The sequence below is a fragment of the Pseudomonas sp. genome (assembly GCF_032058845.1).
GTDB lineage: Bacteria > Pseudomonadota > Gammaproteobacteria > Pseudomonadales > Pseudomonadaceae > Aquipseudomonas.
The window spans coordinates 1-19,922 of sequence record NZ_DAMCCR010000052.1; the positions used below are offsets into that span (position 1 = coordinate 1).

The 19,922-nt window shown below is 63.2% G+C and carries 20 protein-coding genes; 9 read left to right on the forward strand and 11 right to left on the reverse strand.

What is annotated here, in order from left to right; all coding sequences use genetic code 11:
* The coding region (gene fni / locus RT028_RS11675) for a type 2 isopentenyl-diphosphate Delta-isomerase (protein ID WP_312935026.1) at window positions 1-781 on the reverse strand (781 nt) is incomplete at its 3' end.
* Between the two features lie 179 nt (window positions 782-960).
* Between fni and RT028_RS11680 the strand changes: the two genes are divergently transcribed.
* Window positions 961-1,854: a polyprenyl synthetase family protein gene (locus RT028_RS11680; protein ID WP_312935027.1), complete on the forward strand. Its 894-nt coding sequence runs from the start codon at window positions 961-963 to the stop codon at window positions 1,852-1,854.
* A gap of 289 nt (window positions 1,855-2,143) precedes the next feature.
* Here the strand turns inward: RT028_RS11680 and RT028_RS11685 are convergent, their stop codons facing one another.
* Together RT028_RS11685 and RT028_RS11690 are read right to left on the reverse strand one after the other, a co-directional pair.
* Window positions 2,144-2,983 carry a TIGR03915 family putative DNA repair protein gene (locus RT028_RS11685; protein ID WP_312935028.1) on the reverse strand — a complete coding sequence of 280 codons (840 nt, stop codon included), beginning with the start codon at window positions 2,981-2,983 and terminating at the stop codon, window positions 2,144-2,146.
* On the reverse strand, window positions 2,974-4,194 hold the full coding sequence (locus RT028_RS11690; protein ID WP_312935029.1) for a putative DNA modification/repair radical SAM protein: 1,221 nt from the start codon (window positions 4,192-4,194) through the stop codon (window positions 2,974-2,976). The genes RT028_RS11685 and RT028_RS11690 overlap by 10 nt, the downstream gene beginning before the upstream one ends.
* Window positions 4,195-4,483: 289 nt before the next feature.
* Here RT028_RS11690 and mqo point away from each other — a divergent pair, with 289 nt between their 5' ends.
* Complete coding sequence (mqo, locus tag RT028_RS11695) at window positions 4,484-6,136, forward strand: malate dehydrogenase (quinone) (protein WP_312935030.1); 1,653 nt, start codon at window positions 4,484-4,486, stop codon at window positions 6,134-6,136.
* 144 nt (window positions 6,137-6,280) lie between these two features.
* Here mqo and RT028_RS11700 read toward each other — a convergent pair whose 3' ends face one another.
* Together RT028_RS11700 and proP are read right to left on the reverse strand one after the other, a co-directional pair.
* Window positions 6,281-7,000 carry a TorF family putative porin gene (locus RT028_RS11700; protein WP_312935056.1) on the reverse strand — a complete coding sequence of 240 codons (720 nt, stop codon included), beginning with the start codon at window positions 6,998-7,000 and terminating at the stop codon, window positions 6,281-6,283.
* A 180-nt stretch (window positions 7,001-7,180) separates the two neighbouring features.
* Window positions 7,181-8,683, reverse strand: a complete 1,503-nt coding sequence (proP, locus tag RT028_RS11705; protein ID WP_312935031.1) for a glycine betaine/L-proline transporter ProP — start codon at window positions 8,681-8,683, stop codon at window positions 7,181-7,183.
* A gap of 227 nt (window positions 8,684-8,910) precedes the next feature.
* Here proP and RT028_RS11710 point away from each other — a divergent pair, with 227 nt between their 5' ends.
* The 7 genes from RT028_RS11710 (at window position 8,911) to RT028_RS11740 (ending at window position 14,747) form a co-directional block, all read left to right on the forward strand.
* Window positions 8,911-9,804, forward strand: a complete 894-nt coding sequence (locus RT028_RS11710) for a PA4780 family RIO1-like protein kinase (protein ID WP_312935032.1) — start codon at window positions 8,911-8,913, stop codon at window positions 9,802-9,804.
* A 381-nt stretch (window positions 9,805-10,185) separates the two neighbouring features.
* Window positions 10,186-11,292, forward strand: coding sequence for a Gfo/Idh/MocA family oxidoreductase (locus RT028_RS11715; RefSeq protein ID WP_312935033.1), 1,107 nt, complete (start codon window positions 10,186-10,188; stop codon window positions 11,290-11,292).
* 313 nt (window positions 11,293-11,605) lie between these two features.
* Window positions 11,606-11,839, forward strand: coding sequence for a PLDc N-terminal domain-containing protein (locus RT028_RS11720; protein ID WP_312935034.1), 234 nt, complete (start codon window positions 11,606-11,608; stop codon window positions 11,837-11,839).
* Window positions 11,840-11,849: 10 nt separating this feature from the next.
* Complete coding sequence (locus tag RT028_RS11725; protein ID WP_312935035.1) at window positions 11,850-12,014, forward strand: hypothetical protein; 165 nt, start codon at window positions 11,850-11,852, stop codon at window positions 12,012-12,014.
* 414 nt (window positions 12,015-12,428) lie between these two features.
* Entirely contained in the window at window positions 12,429-12,953 is a 525-nt protein-coding gene (locus RT028_RS11730; protein WP_312935037.1) for a hypothetical protein, read from the forward strand.
* Between the two features lie 105 nt (window positions 12,954-13,058).
* The gene (locus tag RT028_RS11735; protein WP_312935039.1) at window positions 13,059-14,153 is read left to right on the forward strand and encodes an alpha/beta hydrolase; all 1,095 of its coding nucleotides are present in this window, start codon (window positions 13,059-13,061) and stop codon (window positions 14,151-14,153) included.
* Between the two features lie 78 nt (window positions 14,154-14,231).
* Window positions 14,232-14,747: a DUF4142 domain-containing protein gene (locus RT028_RS11740; RefSeq protein WP_312935041.1), complete on the forward strand. Its 516-nt coding sequence runs from the start codon at window positions 14,232-14,234 to the stop codon at window positions 14,745-14,747.
* Between the two features lie 367 nt (window positions 14,748-15,114).
* Here RT028_RS11740 and RT028_RS20345 read toward each other — a convergent pair whose 3' ends face one another.
* The 6 genes from RT028_RS20345 to RT028_RS11770 all read right to left on the reverse strand — a co-directional run bounded on the left by RT028_RS20345 (window position 15,115) and on the right by RT028_RS11770 (window position 19,906).
* Window positions 15,115-15,834 carry a hypothetical protein gene (locus RT028_RS20345; protein WP_409567242.1) on the reverse strand — a complete coding sequence of 240 codons (720 nt, stop codon included), beginning with the start codon at window positions 15,832-15,834 and terminating at the stop codon, window positions 15,115-15,117.
* Complete coding sequence (locus RT028_RS11750) at window positions 15,821-17,029, reverse strand: zinc-dependent alcohol dehydrogenase (protein WP_312935043.1); 1,209 nt, start codon at window positions 17,027-17,029, stop codon at window positions 15,821-15,823. Before RT028_RS11750 ends, RT028_RS20345 begins: the two co-directional genes overlap by 14 nt.
* Window positions 17,030-17,170: 141 nt before the next feature.
* Window positions 17,171-17,398: a hypothetical protein gene (locus RT028_RS11755; RefSeq protein ID WP_312935044.1), complete on the reverse strand. Its 228-nt coding sequence runs from the start codon at window positions 17,396-17,398 to the stop codon at window positions 17,171-17,173.
* Window positions 17,395-18,627 (reverse strand): PAS domain-containing sensor histidine kinase, encoded by a 1,233-nt coding sequence (locus RT028_RS11760; RefSeq protein ID WP_312935045.1) that lies wholly within the window; start codon window positions 18,625-18,627, stop codon window positions 17,395-17,397. Before RT028_RS11760 ends, RT028_RS11755 begins: the two co-directional genes overlap by 4 nt.
* Window positions 18,584-19,402, reverse strand: a complete 819-nt coding sequence (locus tag RT028_RS11765) for an alpha/beta hydrolase (protein ID WP_312935046.1) — start codon at window positions 19,400-19,402, stop codon at window positions 18,584-18,586. The genes RT028_RS11760 and RT028_RS11765 overlap by 44 nt, the downstream gene beginning before the upstream one ends.
* A 99-nt stretch (window positions 19,403-19,501) precedes the next feature.
* Window positions 19,502-19,906 carry a response regulator gene (locus RT028_RS11770; protein ID WP_312935047.1) on the reverse strand — a complete coding sequence of 135 codons (405 nt, stop codon included), beginning with the start codon at window positions 19,904-19,906 and terminating at the stop codon, window positions 19,502-19,504.
* Between the last annotated feature and the right edge of the window lie 16 nt (window positions 19,907-19,922).

Genomic DNA, 19,922 nt, shown 5'->3' on the forward strand with positions numbered 1-19,922 from the left:
GCACGCTCTGCAAGCAGGCGGCCGTGGACATGCCCCAGTCGGCAAAGGCCATCGCCACCGCGCGGTCGGCAGGATGGCTGGCGCGCTCGGCTTCGACGGCCGCCCAACTGGTGCCGCCTGTGCCGGCAACGTCGATCACCTGCACCCCGGCGTTGGCCAGGGCCATGGCCACCGGCGCGCCGATGCCAGCACCGACTTCCTTGGCGATCACCGGCACCTCGAGCTCGCGGCACAGCCGTTCGATCAGCAGCAGCACGCCGCGCCAGTCACGGTCGCCTTCGGGCTGCACCGCTTCCTGCAATGGGTTGAGGTGCAGGATCAGGGCGTCGGCTTGCAAACTGTCGACCGCACGTCTGGCCAAGTCCAGGCCGTCGGCCTCGCGCAGTTGCACGGCACCGAGGTTGGCCAGCAAGGTCACATCGGGGGCGCGTTGGCGCAGTGCGCGGGTCAGGCCTTGGTCAAAACCTTCACGCAGGCTGACCCGCTGGGAGCCTACCCCCATGGCGATGCCGAGATGCTGCGCGGCTTCGGCCAGATGCGCATTGATCGATTCGGCACGCGCGGCGCCGCCGGTCATGGAGCTGATCAGCAGCGGAGCGCGCAGCATTTTGCCGAGAAATCGGCTGCTCAGGTCGATGTCGTCCAGGGCCAGTTCGGGGAGCGCGCAGTGTTCGAAGCGCAGGCTCGACCAGCCGCCGTCGGTGTGAGTGATGGCCCGTACAGGGTCCAGCACGATGTCCAGGTGATCGTCCTTGCGTTGGCTCAGGGTGTTTTTCTTCATGCCGGGTTCCATGACCGGTGAATCATTTGTCTGGGTATGTGTCAGTGCTTGGTGTAAGAGTTGTACAACATAGTTTACGTTGTATAGCTAAGCTCTGAGTTATTGCTTCAGGCAACGGCGTGTTCCAGTCGTTCCTTGCACCCGCAGCAAAGCCATCGCACAACGAATAAGAGGCCAGGATGACGACCACAGCAACCACGCCGGTGAGCGCCGAATGCGCCATGGCCGACGCCCTCGAGCCGCTGCGCGAGGCCTTCGAGGCCCGCCTCGATGCAGTGTTGCCAAGCCCCGGCAATGCCCGTGATCTGGTCGCCGCGGCCATGCGCGAATGCAGCCTTGCGCCAGGCAAACGCCTGCGGCCCCTGTTGCTGGTGTTGACCGCCGAAGGCCTGGGCGCCTCGCGTGCGGCGGCCCTGGAGGTGGCATGTGCAGTGGAGCTGGTGCATGCCGCCTCGCTGGTGCTCGATGACTTGCCCTGCATGGACAACGCCGAGCTGCGCCGCGGTCGCGCTACCCTGCACCTGGCCTTTGGCGAAGATGTCGCCGTGCTCACGGCCATTGCCTTGTTGAGCCATGCCTTCGGCCTGGTGGCGGCCATTGACGGTGTGCGGCCTGAGGTACGCAACCACCTGGTGACGACCTTGTCGCAGGCCATTGGCGTGCAAGGGCTGGTCAAAGGCCAGCTGCAGGACCTGCGCGAAGGCAATGGCACCCGCACCGTGGGCGAGATCGCGCAGACCAATCAACTGAAAACCGGCGTCCTGTTCACTGCGATCATGGACATGGCCTGCGACCTGGCCGACGCCCCGGCCAGCAAGCGGACACCGCTGCACCACTTTGCCGAAGAGCTGGGGCAGGCGTTTCAGTTGCGCGACGACCTGCGCGACCGTGACCCCAGCAGCGGCAAGGACCAGGGAAAGGATGAGGGCAAGACCACGCTGGTTGCGCTCTGTGGAGAAACCCAGGTACGCCGGCGTCTTCAAGGGCATGTGGAGGCTGCTCAGGATTATCTGGATCAAGCGTTTCTGCGTGAGCGGACCTTGAGCGTGTTGTTGCAACGGCTGTTTGCCTGATCGGCGTCGTTCGCTCGCCCGGTCCTCTTGCTGAGCCAAGGGTTCTAGATCATTTCATCCAGTATGCGCGTGGCAGTGGCTTCAGCCGAACCAGGCGACATCGCCGCGCCAAGACTGCGATCACTGTCTGCCTGCTATTGCGCGTTATCTGAGTCAGGCCGGCGTTGCCGGCCATCGCGGCTGAAGCCGCTCCCACAACTGCGCATGCGGGGTTCAGCGCAATCGTGACCTCACCCACCAGTACGAGCGCTGGCTTCAGCACACACCCTGCGCCTGACTGGCCAACCTGCTACCCCTTCTTCTGAATCTGCTTGCCGACCTGTTGCGCCACCTCAGGCGCCTGGCCATCGCGCTGCTTGCCATGCCGCGCCTGGCCGACCAACTGCGGAATCAGCATGCCCTCCGGCAAGTGCCGCCAGAACCGCCCGGGCATGTGCTGGCGCAACGCATCCGGGTTGAGGCGTGCAGGGTTGAAGATGTGCCGATAGTAGGTGCGCCACAGCTCGGCGCCAGGGTCATCGGCGTGCTGCGCCCACTGCTGCCACTCGGGCGGGCAGACGCGACGGTAATCCATTTGCTTGCCGTCGAACATGACGCCATCACGCTCGGTTGCGATCAGCCAGCGCTGGCGGCCCAGACGCTCGGCGAAATGTCCGCTGGCGCTCTCCAGAATGTCGTGCGCCGGGGCATGCCACGCCACCAGATCGAGCTGCAGCCGTTCGGCCAGCGGTGCGGGCAAGGGCACGAAACGCGCAAAGGCATGCAGGTGATGTGCTTCGCGGCTGACCTGCTTGATGCGCCGCTGCAGTTCGCTGCCCAGGCGGTCACCGGCCATCATCGCGGTCCGATCGCCATGGGCCACGCGCCAGAGCACTTCGTACAGCAGGTTCCAGCGTTGCTCGCCGTGGTAGCGGGCGGCTTGCTGCAATTGTTCCAGCAGCGCCGCCGGTACCGTGGCGCGGAACGGGCCTGGACCTTCTGGCAGCGGTGTCGGCACGGCCAGCAGATCGTCCATCGGGCCCTGTGTCCAGGTCACCTGGGAGGGATCGATGCCATGGCCCAGCAGTGCCCGGGCCTGGCGGCGCCAGGTGGAGAACAGGTCATCGCAATCGAGCGCAATCATCCCCACAGGCCCATTTGCACCGGCGCCTGCGGTTCACGCAAACGCTCACGCAGCAAGCCGCTGCGCTGATCGCCATCGGAGGGGCGGTAGTCGCTGGTGATGATGAAGGGCCGGGCCTTGTCGAGCACGCAACGCAGCTGGATCAGGTCGTCGTAGCGAATGCGTCGTTCGCGGCGCAGCGCCACCAGCCGCTGCACGCTGCGCAGGCCGATGCCCGGAATACGCGCGAGCAACGCAGGTTCTGCACGGTTCACATCCATCGGGAACGACTCCCGATTGGCCAGCGCCCAGGCCAGCTTCGGATCGATGTCCAGCGCGAGGTTGGTGGACTTCTGAAACAGCTCGCCGGCGTTGTAGCCGTAGCCGCGCATGAGGAAGTCTGCTTGATATAGCCGGTGCTCGCGCAGCAGTGGCGGGGCGGCCAGGGGGACGCTGTCCGGGCTGTCGGGAATCGGGCTGAAGGCGGAGTAGTACACGCGTTTCAGGCCAAAGCCCTGGTACAGCGATTCGGCATTGCGCAGCAGGGTGCTGTCATCGGTGGCGTCGGCGCCGACGATCACCTGGGTGCTTTGCCCGGCTGGTGTGAAGCGCGGAGCCCTGGGTTCGTTCGCGACCGCTTGCTGGCCCTCATGGATCACGCCCATGGCCTGGCGAATGGTGACGCCGCTCTTCTCAGGCGCCAGCAGTTGCAAGCTTTCATCAGTGGGCAGCTCGATGTTGACACTGAGCCGGTCAGCCAGGCGCCCGGCTTCGGCGATCAGCAGCGGATCGGCGTCGGGAATCGTCTTGAGGTGAATGTAGCCGCGAAAGTTGTGCTCTTCGCGCAACAGCTTGGCCACACGAATCAACTGCTCCATGGTGTAGTCAGCCGAACGAATGATGCCGGAGCTGAGAAACAACCCGCTGATGCAGTTGCGCCGGTAGAAGTCCAGGGTCAGGCGCACCACTTCCTCAGGGCTGAAGCGCGCGCGCGGCACATTGCTGGAGCGGCGATTGACACAGTACTGGCAGTCATACAGGCAGAAATTGGTCAGCAGGATCTTCAGCAGAGAGACGCAACGGCCATCGGGCGTATAGCTGTGGCAGATGCCCATGCCATTGGTCGCGCCAAGGCCGTCGCGGCCTTTGGAACTGCGCTTGGGCGCGCCGCTGCTGGCGCAGGACGCATCGTATTTTGCGGCATCGGCAAGGATGCCCAGTTTGGCGATCAATTGCATGGCAAACACCTGGCACTGAATATTCATACAGTATTTGCAGAAGCGTCTGCTTGCAAGTGCTGGTGGTCGGGTAATGGCCGATTTGCCCTCAGTGGCCGATGACGTGGAACTCCTCGGGGGGTGAGGCCTCAACAGCACACGCCGCAGGCCGGTAGGCGCTTGTCGCCACCCGCGTGCAGCCAGCTGTTTCGGCAGCGCGGCGTCATTGCCGTTGGCCTGGAAGGCCGACGGTCACGTGAATGGGGTTTATCAAGGCAATCGGGGCGCAGATGACCCCGAGGGAGAACGCATGAAGGGCAAGAACACGATGCACAAGGCGCTGACGGGCCTGGCAATCGCCGTGGCGATGGGCAACGCACAGGCGGCCGAGACCAAGCAAGTGGATGTCATGCTGGTCGGCGGCGGCATCATGAGCTCGACCCTGGCGGTCTGGCTCAACGAACTGCAACCGGACTGGTCGATGGAGATGGTCGAGCGCCTGGACAAGGTCGCTGAAGAAAGCTCCAACGGCTGGAACAATGCCGGTACCGGCCACTCGGCGCTGGCCGAGCTCAATTACACGCCAGAGAAAGACGGCAAGATCGACATCACCAAGGCGGTCGAGATCAACGAATCGTTCCAGATCACCCGCCAGTTCCTCGCCTGGCAGGTGCAGCAGGGCGTGCTGAAGAATCCGCGCTCGTTCATCAATTCCACTCCGCACATGAGTTTCGTCTGGGGTGACGACAACATCCGCTTCCTGAAAAAGCGTTACGAAGCCCTGCAGGCCAGCCCGCTGTTCCGCCCGATGCAGTACTCCGAAGACTCGGCACAGATTGCCAAGTGGGTGCCGCTGATGATGGAAGGGCGTGACCCGAAGCAGAAGCTGGCCGCGACCTGGACGCCAATCGGCACTGACGTCAACTTCGGGGAAATTACCCGCCAGTACGTCAGTTACCTGCAAAGCCGGCCGAACATCGATGTGAAAGTGTCCACCGAAGTGCAGGACATCACGCGCAACGATGACGGCACCTGGCACGTCGAGTACAAGAACCTCAAGGACGGTAGCAAAGGCGCCACCAACGCCAGGTACCTGTTCATCGGCGCCGGCGGCAAGGCGCTGACCCTGCTGCAGAAGTCGGGCATCCCCGAGGCCAAGGAATACGCAGGCTTCCCGGTGGGCGGCTCGTTCCTGGTCACCGAGAACCAGGACATCGCCATGCGCCACATGGCCAAGGCCTACGGCATCGCTTCCACCGGGGCGCCGCCCATGTCGGTGCCGCACCTCGATACCCGCGTGCTGGACGGCAAGCGCGTGATTCTCTTTGGCCCATTCGCCACGTTCTCGACCAAGTTCCTCAAGGAAGGCTCGTTGCTCGACCTGTTCGGCAGCATGACCCTGCACAATACCTGGCCGATGGTGCGGGTAGGTGCGCGTGAGTTCGACCTGGTCAAGTACCTGGTCGGCCAGGTGATGCAGTCTGACGACGATCGCTTCGAGGCCCTGCAAACCTACTTCCCGCACGCCAAAAAGGAAGACTGGCGTCTGTGGCAGGCCGGGCAGCGCGTGCAGATCATCAAGAAGGACCCAGACCTGGGCGGCGTGCTGAAACTGGGTACCGAGGTGGTCACCTCCAAGGACGGCACCATTGCCGGCCTGCTGGGCGCCTCGCCGGGCGCCTCGACCGCGCCGCCGATCATGCTCGACGTGCTCAACCGCATGTTCAAGGAGCAGCTGGCAACCCCGGCCTGGCAGGACAAGGTCAAGCAGATCGTGCCGTCGTACGGCACCCACCTCAATGACGATCCGGTCAAGGTGCAGGAAGAGTGGGATTACACCAACAAGATCCTGCAACTGACGCCGGCACCGGAGATCGACAAGCGTCAGGACCCAGCCAACCCCGATCAGATCGACCCGCTGGGGCAGGACAACGTTGACAAGGACGCTGACCTGAACCTGTAAGGTTGTTGGACGCCACACAAAACCCGGTCGCTGATGCGCCGGGTTTTTTTATTGCCTGGTGTCAGGTGGCGGCTGCAGCGCTCTGGGTGTCGGTCGTTGCATGGACCTCCCCGCGCACGCCGCTACACCACGCCAGCGCTGGCCTCAGAAGAAACTGCGCTGCGCCCGCAGTGTCACCATGCTGTCGCAGGTGCTGTTGATGCCCGCGTAGGCATCGCAGCCGCTGCCGCTCAGGTTGGAGTTGCTGTAGGTGAAGTCGAGGTCCATGCCGCGCCAGGGGCGGGAGAGCTTGAGCGACCAGTCATTGAAGCTGTCGATGGCGTTGCCGTCGACGCGGCTGAATGGCGTGCCGAACTGGTGGTGGGCCACCTTCATGCTGAAGTCGACATCCAGCAGCGGCAGCCTGCCGAGATTGGCGAACAAGGTGCCGGTGCGGTTGCTGGGGGTGTCATTGAAGGCGCCCCCAAAGCGGCTGCCAAGCAGCGACAGGCCGCCGTACAGCGCATAGCTGTTGGCATCGGTCTGGTTCGGGTAGCTGTAGTGGATCATGCCTGCCTCGAAGCCGAGGCTGTCGGTGAAGCGCTGCTTGTAGCCGACGTAGTTGTCCAGCTTGAGGGTCGAGGCCTTGGTCAGGCCCATGCTCGGCGCGTACTGGCCGAAATACAGGCCGTTGGGGTGGCTGAGGTCGACGCCTCCGTGGAACGAGCCCACCGCCGTGGGCGAGATCAGGCCCTCGGCCATGGTGCGGGACGGGGTCGTCGCCAGTTTGAAATCGAAGTCGCCAAGCTGACGCTGAATCTGCTGGGCCTGGATCGAGGGGCTCAGCAGCAGGGCTGCGCTGAGCAGCCACAGAGGCCTGGGCAAGGTCATTGTCTAGGGGGCTCCTTTTGCGCAAGTGGCAAGGATACCTGCCTTGAGCGTCTGGGGCAAAGCCGCAGGCTTGAGCGGTTACCAACGGTAATCAGTGGCAATGGGCAGACGAGGGAGGTGGAGCGGGGCGGGTACAGGGCCGCGCAAGGCGGCCCGCACCGGGTGTCGCGCAGGTCAGTCGATGCGCGGATGCTGCTGGGCCAGGGTGGCGCGTTTGGCTTCCAGTTCGGCGATCTGCGAATCGATGTCCTCGATCTTTTCCTCGATGTTGTCGTGATGCTCTTGCAGCAGTTCACGGGCTTCGTGGATGTCGGACGCCGCAGGCGCTGCACCGCGCAGCGGCTTGTTGGCGGTCTCTTTCATGGTCACGGCGGTGATGAAACCGATGACTGCGACGATCATCAGGTAGTACGCCGGCATGAACAGGTCGTTGGTGGTCTCGACCAGCCAGGCCGCCAGGGTCGGGGTCACACCTGCGATCAGCACCGAGATGTTGAAGGCGCTGGCCAGGGCGCTGTAGCGGATGTGCGTAGGGAACATCGCGGGCAGGGTCGAGGCCATCACACCGATGAAGAAGTTCAGCAGAATGGCCAGCATCAGCAGACCGGAGAAGATGAACACCGTGTCGCCGCTGGTGATCAGCTTGAAGGCCGGAATCGCCAGCAGGAACAGGCCAATGCTGCCCAGCAGGATGAAGGGACGGCGGCCGAACTTGTCGCTGAGGAAACCGATGACCGGCTGCACGAAGAGCATGCCGACCATGATCGCGATGATGATCAGGACGCCGTTGCTTTCGCTGTATTCCAAGTTGTGGGTCAGGTAGCTCGGCATGTAGGTCAGCAGCATGTAGTACGTGACGTTGGTCGCGATGACCACGCCGATACAGGTCAGCAGGCTGCGCCAGTGCTTGGTAGCGATTTCCTTGAACGACACTTTCGGGCCCGAGGCCAGGCCGTCGCGGTCGCCTTGTTCAAGGCTGTCGACGTGCTGCTGGAATGCAGGGGTCTCTTCAGCGGCATGGCGCAGGTACAGGCCGATCACGCCCAGTGGCAGCGCCAGCAGGAACGGAATCCGCCAGCCCCAGTCCTGGAACTGCTCTTCGGTGACCATGCTCTGGATCAGCACCACCAGGCCCGCACCCATCACGAAGCCTGCAATGGAGCCGAAGTCGAGCCAGCTGCCGAGGAAGCCGCGACGGCGGTCAGGGGCGTATTCGGCGACGAAGATCGATGCACCGGTGTATTCACCGCCGACCGAGAAGCCCTGGGCCATCTTCGCCAGCAGGAGGAGGATCGGTGCCCAGATGCCGATGGCGGCATAGGACGGAATCACCCCGATGGCAAAGGTACTCAGGGACATGATGATGATCGTGGCCGCCAGCACTTTCTGTCGTCCGATGCGGTCACCGATGGCGCCGAAAACCAGGCCCCCGAGTGGACGAATCAGGAAGGGTACCGAGAAGGTGGCGAGCGACGCGATCATCTGCACGCTGGGGTCGGCATTGGGGAAGAAGACTTTGCCGAGCACGAAGGCGACAAAACCATAGACGCCGAAGTCGAACCATTCCATGGCGTTGCCAAGAGCGGCGGCGGAGATCGCCTTGCGCATCTTGACGTCGTCAACGATGGTGATGTCCTTGAGCCCGATGGGGCTCACTTTTTTCTTGCGTAATTTCATTCTGATCTTTTCCTTTCACGTGCCAGGCACGACCAAGCGAATACGGTGGTAACGGGCCGGGTCTCAGGGGTGAGATACAAATGGACACTAAATAATTCAGCCCTCCGGCGGCTTTTTTTTCAGCAACGGCGGCCTCCGGCGCCTTACCCGAGCAAGATCTTCCCCGCTATGAGAGGATGGCCGGCATCCACCACATGGCCGACCGGACAGGACCCAGACCAGAGCTGATGAAGACGCCAAAAAGAATCGAACCCCTGATCGAAGACGGCTTGGTCGACGAGGTATTGCGCCCGTTGATGAGCGGCAAGGAAGCGGCGGTGTACGTGGTGCGCTGCGGCCAGCAGGTGCGCTGCGCCAAGGTCTATAAAGAGGCCAACAAGCGCAGCTTCCGCCAGGCCGCGCAGTACCAGGAAGGCCGCAAGGTGCGCAACAGCCGCCAGGCACGCGCCATGAACAACGGCTCCAAGTACGGCCGCAAGGAAACCGAGCAGGCCTGGCAGAACGCCGAGGTGGCTGCGCTGTTCCGCCTTGCCGGTGCCGGCGTGCGAGTGCCAAAGCCCTACGATTTCCTAGACGGCGTGCTGCTGATGGAGCTGGTCGTCGACGCTGACGGCAACGCCGCGCCGCGCCTCAACGACGTGCACCTTGAGCCTGATCAGGCTCGCGAGTACCACGCGTTCGTCATTCAGCAGATCGTGCTGATGCTCTGCGCAGGCCTGGTGCACGGCGACCTGTCCGAGTTCAACGTGCTGCTGGGCCCAGACGGCCCGGTGATCATCGACCTGCCTCAGGCGGTGGATGCTGCGGCCAACAACCACGCGCTGGACATGCTCGAGCGCGATGTGGCGAACATGAGCAGCTACTTCGGGCAATTCGCGCCAGAGCTCATCCACACGCGCTACGCGCGAGAAATGTGGGCGTTGTACCAGGCGGGCGAGCTGCTGCCCGACTCGGTGCTGACCGGCGAGTATGCCGATGACGAGCACGACGCCGATGTGCACGGCGTACTGCGCGAAATCGATGCCGCCCGGGCTGAAGACGCCCGCCGCCGCGCGGGTCGCGAGGATGCCGAACGGGGGCCGGTGAAGGATGAAGAGCCACCACCGCCGTGGTTGCAGTGATCGAGGCTGCAGGACCCGGCATGACCAGGGTCGCTTGTACCTGCACAGCGAATGCTTTCAGGCCACGGACGCCCCTGTAGGAGAGGCCGGTCCGGCGCTCCGGTTAGTCGCGATGGACGGCGTAGGCGGCCCAATGGCTGCAATTGTGCATTGCCTGTCGACACGTGTGGCTTGGGTCAGGCCGGCTGCGGTTGTGCTCTGCCTGTCGATCCGCGTGGCCTGAGTCAGGCCGGCTGCGCCGGCCATCGCGGCCGCAGCTACTCATGCCAGGCAGATGCCGCACTTGAGCCTTTGCCTAACGCCATGCAACGCAAAAAGATGGAACCCACACCGCGCCCTGGCTGCCCACTCTTCACATCGATCGCGAATGAGGAGTACGCAATGCCCAGCCCTGACGGCAAGATCCGCTACGGCGTCGTAGGCGGAGGCGCCATATCACAAGGCGCGTTCATGCCCGGTGTCGGCCAGACCGACAATTCGGTGATCACCGCCCTGGTGACTGGCGATCCGGAAAAAGCCGATCGCCTGGCCAAGCTGTATGGCATCAAGGCTTACGCCTATGAGGACTACGCACAACTGCTGGCCTCGGGCGAAGTCGATGCGGTCTACGTCGCCACCCCCAATTTCCGCCATGTCGAATTCGTGGTTCCGGCGCTTGATGCAGGTATTCATGTGCTGCTGGAAAAGCCCATGGCCAGCACCGAGGAAGACTGCCAGACCATCCTCGACGCCGAGCAGCGCTCCAGCGCCAAGCTGATGATCGCCTACCGCCTGCACAGCGAGCCGGGTACGCTGGACATGATCGAACGGGTCCAGGCTGGCAACTTCGGCGACCCACGGCTGTTTACCTCGACCTTCACGCAGACCGTCAAACCCAGTAACCATCGCGCCCAGGACGGCTTCGCCGCCGGCCCCGTGCTGGACATGGGGCCTTACCCGTTGAACATGGTTCGCCAGCTGTTCAATGCCGAGCCTATCGAAGTCTCGGCCATGGGCGTCAAAAGCCCCGGCAGCGCGGTGAACACCTGGGATACCGTGACGGTCAACCTGCGCTTTGCCGACGAGCGCCTGGCGCAGTTCACTGTCAGCTACACCCTGCCTGATGCCGAGCGGTTCCTGCTGATCGGCAGTGAGGGGCTGATCGATGCCTCGCCGTGCTTTGGCTATGGCGAAGGGGTCGCGATCAAATACCACGCTGAAGTGGACGGTGATAACCGCGTTCACGTGAGCCCGGTGGTCGATCAGTTCGCTGGCGAAACCGCGTATTTTTCTGACTGTATCCTGCACGATGAGGCGCCAGAGCCCGACGGTGAAGAAGGTTGGCGCGATGTGCGCGTGATCATGGCCATCCAGCGTGCGCTGGAAACTGGTCAGGCGCAGACGCTCGAGCCACTGCCAGCCCGTCAGCATGCTGGACGGAGTCAACGCCGGACCTTGCCTCTGGCCGAAGTGCCGGACTTCGTCAACACCGAATCGCCGACCGAGTAATCGCACAGGGGCGGCCTGGTGCTGCCTATCAATACACGGACGTCGTCGAGCCTGGCCAGGCTGGCGGCGTTTTTTCATTCGCAACGGACGCGGGGTGCATAGCTGATCAAAGCGTGGGCATCGGGTAGGGCTCGTGGCAACCGACGCGGGAATTCGGCGGCAGGTTCCAGAGTGGTCTCTGGCACTGGTCCGCTCTCCACCTTCCGGCTGTCCCAGCGGTCCCACAACGGCTGAACTTTGTCCAGCCTGCTACCTTCCTCTGTAGCAGGGGGCGCTGAAACGCCTTTTGCTCACGCCTGAGGAGGGCCGCATTATGAACGAGTTGAACACCTATATCTGGATCGGTGGCGTAGCGATCGTGCTGCTCCTGGACCTGTGGGCGATCATCAGCGTGTTTCGCAGTGACAAACGCGATACCACGAAGATGCTCTGGGCTCTGTTGCTGGTGCTGCTGCCAGTCGTAGGGCTGGTCATCTGGGCCATCGCCGGTCCACGTGGGATCAAACGCGGTACCGGTCCATCGTCCCCTGAACACAGCAAAGGATAGGAGCATGACCATGACGACTCGACAAACGCCTGATTCTGCCAACCCTGCAGGCCCCTCCAAGGGTGAACAGCAACGCGATAACGACGCCCACCGGCCTGACAAGGCACGCGAGGGTGAAGACGAATCGACCGCCCAGCGTACTGGCCGCGAGGAAGGCAAGCCTCGTCCTGACTGAAACCAGGTGACCTTTCGGTGTTCCCGCTCGGCCGCGGTCGGCACAGCGCTCGGGCGCAGGGAAATTGAACATCATGAGACTCGTCCCGGTTGTTCGCCGCAGGCGGGGCCATGCAGCCTTGGTAACCAGAGCAGCGTGAAGCGCTGCTATGGTTGCATGGCGTCGAACGGCTAGACGCAAAAGCGCCTGAATTGTCGTGTACACCGCGGCGTTTGGTCAGTTGCGCATGAGCGCGGACCGTACGCCCCTACCGTTAGCGCGTACAGACACTGCGCAGTTCGCAGGCCTGCGCATGACCATTTGTACTATCAAACGGAATCTTTCCTGACCATTCGGTTCTACTTGGCTTCGCAAGTGCCTGCATTGAGCGCAGGTGGTCTTTTTGAGCAGGCTGGAGCCTGCAGGAGCTGATCCATGCCCGTCATCATTACGCCCTCGACCCCTGAGCACGAGATCGAGGCGCACAATGCAATGGTCTTTGGCAATCTCAAGGAACGTCTTGACTTCTACCGTAACGAAATCCAGTACGAGAGCACCATCCTCGCCAACCGCACCGACGCTTACCTGACCTCCCAGTCGTTTCTGGTGATCGCCTTCGTTTCTGCCATGAGCAACCTCAATCCGGAGTGGGGCAAGATGTTCACCATTCTCGTCCCGGTTTTCCTCGCCTCACTGGGTGGGCTGACCACGCTCAACGCCTGGCCGGGCATCCGCGCGGCGTACAAGATCATCGATCACTGGCAGGTCAAGCAGAGCCATCTGCTGCGTAGCGAGCCCCTGATGAGCGCCGCCTACGATGAATCGCCCCTGTTCAGCGAAACAGAAACCTCGCGTGAAGCGCACAAGAAGTCGCTGCTGTTCTCGTTGCGCACACCGTGGATCTTCCTGGGCTTCTGGGTGCTGTTGGGTGTGTACGCGGTATACATCCAGGTCACGTGAGCCGGTAGTCTTCAGCGGCCTCGGCATTTTAATTGAACGTGGCGGCACATTGCCGGCCTGAACCTACAGAGGGCGCACATCGCCGCCCAGGTTCAGGAGAGCACCATGCAACGACACTGTTATCTGGCGGCCGCAACATTGGTCGGCCTGGCCGTGGCCATCGGCGGTTGCGCGCGCGACCCGCAGAAACGTTCGGTTCCCGAGCTTGCGGTGAGTGGCACCAAGAGCATGCTGCGCACCGATGCTGACATGCAGACGGTGCTCAACAAGCTGGCCAGCCTCGATGGCAAGGCCATTGAAAAAACCACCGCCGCTGAAGCCCGCCAGCAGCCCACCGTGACCGATGCGGTCAAGGCGGTGCTCACGGATGAAAAACGCAGCACCGACCCGCAGGCGCTGGTACCGGGTGTGAGCAGCCGCGATGTGACCATTCCCGGCGCCAACGGCAATCTGCCGGCCACGGTCTATACCCCGGCAGGTCCGGGACCGCATCCGGTGGTGCTGTACTTTCATGGTGGCGGCTGGGTGATTGCCGACCGCACGGTGTATGACGCCGGTGCCCGGGGCCTGGCCAAGCAGGCCGATGCAGTGGTGGTTTCGGTGGACTACCGCCGCGCCCCGGAACACAAGTTTCCCGCTGCCCACGACGATGCCCTGGCCGCCTATAAATGGCTGACGACCCACGCCCAGTCGCTGCAGGGTGATCCCAAACGTCTGGCCCTGGCAGGTGAGAGCGCCGGCGGCAACCTGGCCGTGGCCACGGCCATCGCGGCCCGCGATGCCGGATTGGCTGCACCGCGGCACATCCTCGCTGTATACCCAGTGGCTCAGCCCGATACCCACACCGCGTCTTACGACACGTACGCCGATGCCTTGCCACTGAACCGGCCCATGATGCTCTGGTTCGTGCAGCAGATCAGCCGCACCCCGAGCGACGTACAGGACCCGCGCATCAACCTGGTCAAGGCCAACCTGCGTGGCCTGGCTCCAGTCACGCTGGTCAACGCCGAAATCGACCCGCTGCGTGACGATGGGGCTCAGCTCGAGCAGGCTTTGCGTCAGGCGGGCGTCAGTGTCGAGCGCAGAGTGTATGACGGCGTTACCCATGAGTTTTTCGGCACCGCCGCAGTAGTGAAAAAAGCTGAACAGGCCCAGGCCTATGCTGGCCAGCGCCTTAAAGCGGATTTGGACAAGCAATAAATCCTGAACCCGGCGTCATCGCGCCGGGTCAGATCTGATGTCACGTTATTCTGACAACATCCGCCCAAGGAGTTACACATGAACCTCAAACTCAAAGCCGGTATCTGCGGTGTGCTGTTTGCCTTTGCCAGCCATGCAGCCCTGGCAGCTACCAGCCCGGCCAATTTTGTCGATGAAGCCTCTGCCAAGGGCATTGCAGAGGTTGAAGCGGGCAAACTGGCGCTCGAGAAAAGCCAGTCGGCCGACATCAAGACGTTTGCCCAGATGATGATCGACGATCACACCAAGGCCAATCAGAAGCTCAAAGAGATTGCTCAGGGGAAAAACCTCAAGGTTGCGACCGACGCCGAGCTGCTGGACCAGGCCAAGAAGCTGATCCTGGACATTCGCGAAGACTCCTTTGACCGCTCTTACGCCAACAACCAGGTGAAAGCGCACGAAGAGACCGTCAAGCTGTTCCAGGAAGAGATCAACGAAGGCAAGGATGCAGAGCTCAAGGCCTTTGCCGGCGAGACCCTGCCCGCACTTCAGAAGCACCTGGAAGAAGCCCGCAAGCTGGCCGCTGCCCACGGTGGTGATGCTGCCAAGCAGTGATGGGTTGAGGCTGGAGGAAATCGGCGCTCATAGTCGGGTGCCAACCACTTGACCGACCGGGGCCGCTCCGCTGCCCATCGCGGCTAACCGGAGCGCCGGACCGGCCGCTCCCACAGGCTTGCTATTTCCTGTTGGAGCGGCTTTAGCCGCGATGGGCAGCGGAGCGGCCCCAATACCTGCCATACAGATTGATTGACTCGCGCCAAATTCACAGGCGCCGATTGTTTTGTCACGTAGTTCACGATTGGCAGGCTTGAAGAAGGCCGCGCAGGTTGACCAGCGGAAGATGCAGCGCTCGAAGCAGCGCGGCTGCATCGCGCTGCGCGACTATGTGGGGCGGCTTACCGGCCGCCCCGATCAACTTGCCTCAGCGTCGCTTGCGGCTGATTGCGAAGCCGACAACCAAAGCAGCCGCAAATGAGGCAGCGGCCGTGGCCATCAAGTTACTGGGTGACCGAACCATCGGACATTCGCTGTCGACCGCATCCGTTTCCGTGCCAGAAGTGGACTGGGCGTCAGCGTCGGCATCGGCATCGGCGTCGGTATTGGCATTCGCAGCTGCATCAGCATCCTTATCAGCATCAGCATCAGCATCAGCATCAGCATCAGCATCAGCACCCTTATCTGCCTCTGCATCCTGATCCGCATCCCCATCGACGTCCGAATCATCCGCGCCTCCTGGCCGCGTGTCACGATCAGCCCCGGCTTCGCCGGCACGATCACGCTCGGCGTCGTCCGCGACCTCCTCGATGGCCCCGTTCACCTCAGCCCCTACCTCGATCAGCGTCAGCGCCAGTACCGGCCCGTCGGTCACGGTAAGGTTCAGCTCACGGATGTCCCCGGCATGCCGCTCCGGGAACACAGGGTTGCCCGTGCCGTCGAGCTGGTCATAGATGAACCGCTGCCCTTCGAGCCAGCCGACGGCGGTCAGCAGGTCAGCATCCAGGAAGTATTTGCCGTCGAGGAAGAAGCCCTCGAACGGGTGACCACCTTCAGCGGGCTCCACGCGGTAGCGCTCGCCCGGCTTCATGCCGGTGGCGGCGTCGAGCAGCGGGGTGGCAGGCGTGGTGTTTTCAGGCATTGACATGGTCATCTCCCAAGGTGCCGGCAGCGGCGCCGGGTACCAGAATTACCTTGCGGCAGTCGTCCTGTTTCTTGTCGAACAGCTGATAACCCAGTGCGGCCTCTTCGAGCGCCAGGGTGTGGGTGACGATCTGTTCCGGTTGCAGGCGGCCGGCCTGAATGTGCTCCAGCAGCTCTGGCAAGTAACGCTGCACGTGGGTCTGGCCCATCTTGAAGGTCAGGCCCTTGTCGAACGCATCGCCGAACAGGAAGCCATGAATGAAGCCGGCATACACCCCAGGCACGCTGACCACACCGCCCCGGCGCACGGCGGCGATGCACTGGCGCAGCGCCTTGCCGCTGCTGCCTTCGAGCTTGAGGGCAGTGAGCACGGTCTCCGTGGTGCTGCCCTTGGCTTCGAAGCCTACCGCATCGATTACCGCCGCCACACCACGCATGCCCGCGGTCTGGCGGATGATGGTGTCGGCCGGGTCGTCGTCCTGGTCGAAATTGATCGGAATCACGCCGTAGGCTTGCTGGGCATAATCCAGCCGGTATTGATTGTGGTCGACCATGAAGATCTGCTCGGCACCGAGCATGCGGGCACAGGCGGCGGCCAGCAAACCGACCGGGCCAGCACCGTAGATGGCCAGGCTGGAGCCTTGCTCGACACCGGCGTTGAGCACGGCCTGCCAGGCAGTCGGCAGGATGTCGGACAGGAACAGGACTTTGTCATCGGTGAGCGCGGCAGGCACCTTGAAGGGCCCGACGTTGCCGTGCGGCACGCGTACGTAATCGGCCTGGCCGCCTGGAATGCCGCCGTACAGGTGGCTGAAGCCGAACAATGCCGCGCCTGGTGGAATGGCTTTCTTGTTGAGGATCGCTCCGCGCCCGGTATTGGAGGTCTCGCAGGCCGCGAACTGGTCCAGCTGGCAGAAGAAACAGCTGCCGCACGCGATCACGAACGGAATCACAACGCGGTCGCCAGCGCTGACGGCCGTGACCCCGGGGCCCACTTCTTCGACCACGCCCATGAACTCGTGGCCAAAGATGTCGCCATGCTCGGTCTGCGGGATCTTGCCGCGGTACAGGTGCAGGTCCGACCCGCAGATGGCAGTGGCAGTCACCTTCAGAATGATGTCGTCGGGCTGTTCGATAGTCGGGTCGGGGACGTTGTCGACCCGGACGTCGTTGGCACCGTGGTACGTCAATGCTCGCATCGCGCTTAGCTCCTGCTGATTCACTGAGACGGTATGTCTATGCAGAGGAAGCCGCCACGGTGGGCAAAGTTCAGGCGGATGGGCCAGCGGTCGTCAAGGCCTGCAGATTGCCTGGCAGAATCAGCCCGCACGCGCCGCCGTTCAAGCGCCGCCCTTGCTGATCCAGACACGATAATCGGCGACCAGCGCGGCGGGCAGCGCTGGCAATTGTCGGTCGATGGCGTCGGCTTCGGCCTCACTGTTGAGATGATCGGCCAGCCAGGTCACCAGCAGCAGGCGTGAGGTGGGGCAGGGTGCAACGGTTTCCAGAGCGTCGGCCAGGCGACCAAGACGTTCGATACTGTGTTCCAGCTGGGTAATGGGGTTCATGGTACGGCTCTCTGCTCGTGCAAGGTCGGTGGCACCGCGGGCAAGCGCACCATGAAGGTGGTGCCCTGCGCCTGGCTGGAATGAACGCGAATCTCACCGCCATGGGCGGTGACGATCTCTCTGACGATAAACAGCCCCAGGCCCACCGAGCGCCCACCGGCGCAGCGCTCGCTGGCGCGCGTCATCGGTTCGAACAGCCGCTCGATCAGTGCCGGCTCGATGGTCGGGCCGTGATTGTGCACGCACAGGCTGACAGTGCCCTGGCACACGTCGCTGGTCAGGGTGATGCCGTGCTGCAGGTCGCCGTAGGCCGCTGCGTTGGCGACCAGGTTGCCGAGGGTCTGGTGCAGCCGATCGGGATCGACATGCACCTGGCCATGCCCCTTGCTCAAGTGGCGAATACAGGCGTGGGGGAACGCAACGCGCAGTTCGTTGACACTTTCATCGACCAGCCCGGGCAGGTCCACCACCTGACGCTGAATGCTGATGCCCTCACCCATGCGCGCGGAGGCGAGGTCGAGCAGGTCGGCGATCATCCGCTGGGCCCGATCACATGACAGCCCGATGGTGCCGATCAGCTGCTGCTGGCGCGGTGCCCAGTCGCCGCGTGCGAGCAGCCCGGTGGCCATCTTGATGGCCGTGAGCGGATTCTTCAGGTCGTGGCTGGCGACCGCCACCATCTGTTCGGCAAGGGTCGCGCGGCGCTGGGCATCGCGGTAGGCCAGGGCCAGCTCGGCCTTGGCCTCCTGCAACGCCCGCTCGGCAGTGCTGCGCTCGGCGAGCAGTTGCTCGGCACGCTTGCGTGCGCTGAGCAGCTCGCGCTCATAGCGATCACGTTCGACGGTGCCGAACATGGCCAGCTCATAGAACACGCCCCCGGCGTGCTCATGACGCACCCCATTGAGCAGCATGGTGATGACGCGACCGTCGGCATGCTGCAGGTCGAGCTTCACCTCGGCCACCGAGCCCTGGATCTTCATCAGCGGCGCCCAGTGGGTCTGGTGAAAAATGCGCCCACCCATGGTCAGCAGGCTCTGGAAGCGCCTGCCGAGCAAGGCGGTCGGGTCGCTGCCAAGCCAGCGCGAGAAGGTCTGGTTGCTGCGCAGGATGGTGCCGTCCTCGGTGGTCACCACCAACCCGCAGGGCGCGCGCTCGAGCAGCGCATCAGCCTCCGGCAACAGACACTCACCGACCAGCATGGGCACCGAACCGCTGAGCCAAGAAAGCATCGATCGCTTCACCGCAGGCGCTGGGCGCGCTCATGTGCGGACAGTGGCCGATGTTCGGCACCAGGGTCAGCTGGCTGTTGGGCAGGACCTGATGCAGGTAGCTGCCAACGGCCTGCGGCGCGATCAGGTCGTCGCTCGACTGCAGGATCAGGGTGGGTGTGGGTAACCCGGCGATGTCGTCGCGGTTGTCCGAAAGGAAGGTGACCCGGGCGAACTGGCGGGCGATGTCTGGATCGGTACGGCAGAAGCTGTTGGTGAGCTCCTCGCCCAGCGCCGGCTCACCCGGTGCACCCATGATCACCGGGGCCATGGTGCTCGACCAGCCCAGGTAATTGCTGTCGAGGGTATCGAGCAAGGAATCGATGTCGGCGCGGCTGAACCCGCCGACGTAGTCATCGACGTCGATGTAGCAGGGCGATGGGCCGATCATCACGTGCGCGGCGATGCGCCCGGGATGCAGGCGGTCGGCGAGGGCACCGATCATCGCGCTGACCGAGTGGCCGACCACCACCACCGGGCCTTCGGCAAACCGCTCGATGAGGTCGTTGAGGTCGGCGGCATAGCCCCACAGCTCGGCGTACTTGACCGGATCGTAGGCGCTCAGGTCAGAGCCGCCAGCGCCCACCAGGTCATAGCTGACGGTGCGAAAACGCTCGGCAAAATGCGGGAGGAGAAAGCGCCACATCGCCTGGTCGCAGCCAAAGCCATGGGAAAAGATCAGTGTGGCGTTGCCACTGCCACAGACTTGCACATTGTTACGCCGTCGAAGATCCATGTGGATTCCAGAACGCTGAACCATGAAAGAGGGCGCGGAGGTGCCCGCGCAGGCGATACCGAAGGATGATCACCGGGCAGGACGCCCGGCGCAACAGGGTCAGGCGGCCGGGCGCAGAGCGGGGCGACGGGCCAACTGGCCCTCGATCACCTGGTAGAACTGGTCGATTGACCAAGGCTTGGGTAGAAACACCGCACCCTCGGGCAAGGGCAGGGCGAACCCGTCGTGATAGCCGCTCATGACCACCACCGCCAGCTCCGGCGACTGGCTCTGGGCGCGCCAGGCCAACTGCATACCGTCCAGCGTGCCAGGCGTCTGCACGTCAGTCAGAAGCAACGACCAAGGCGCCTGTTCAAGCGCAGCCAGGCCCTCGTCGGCGGTTTCCACGGCCTTGACCGTCGCCCCCAGGTCTTCCAGGGCAAACACGATCAGCTCGCGAATCATGCGTTCGTCTTCTACCAGAAGAATGCTGGGGGCAGGGGCCGACGGTAAGGGTTCGATCATTGCGGATGCTCAGTGT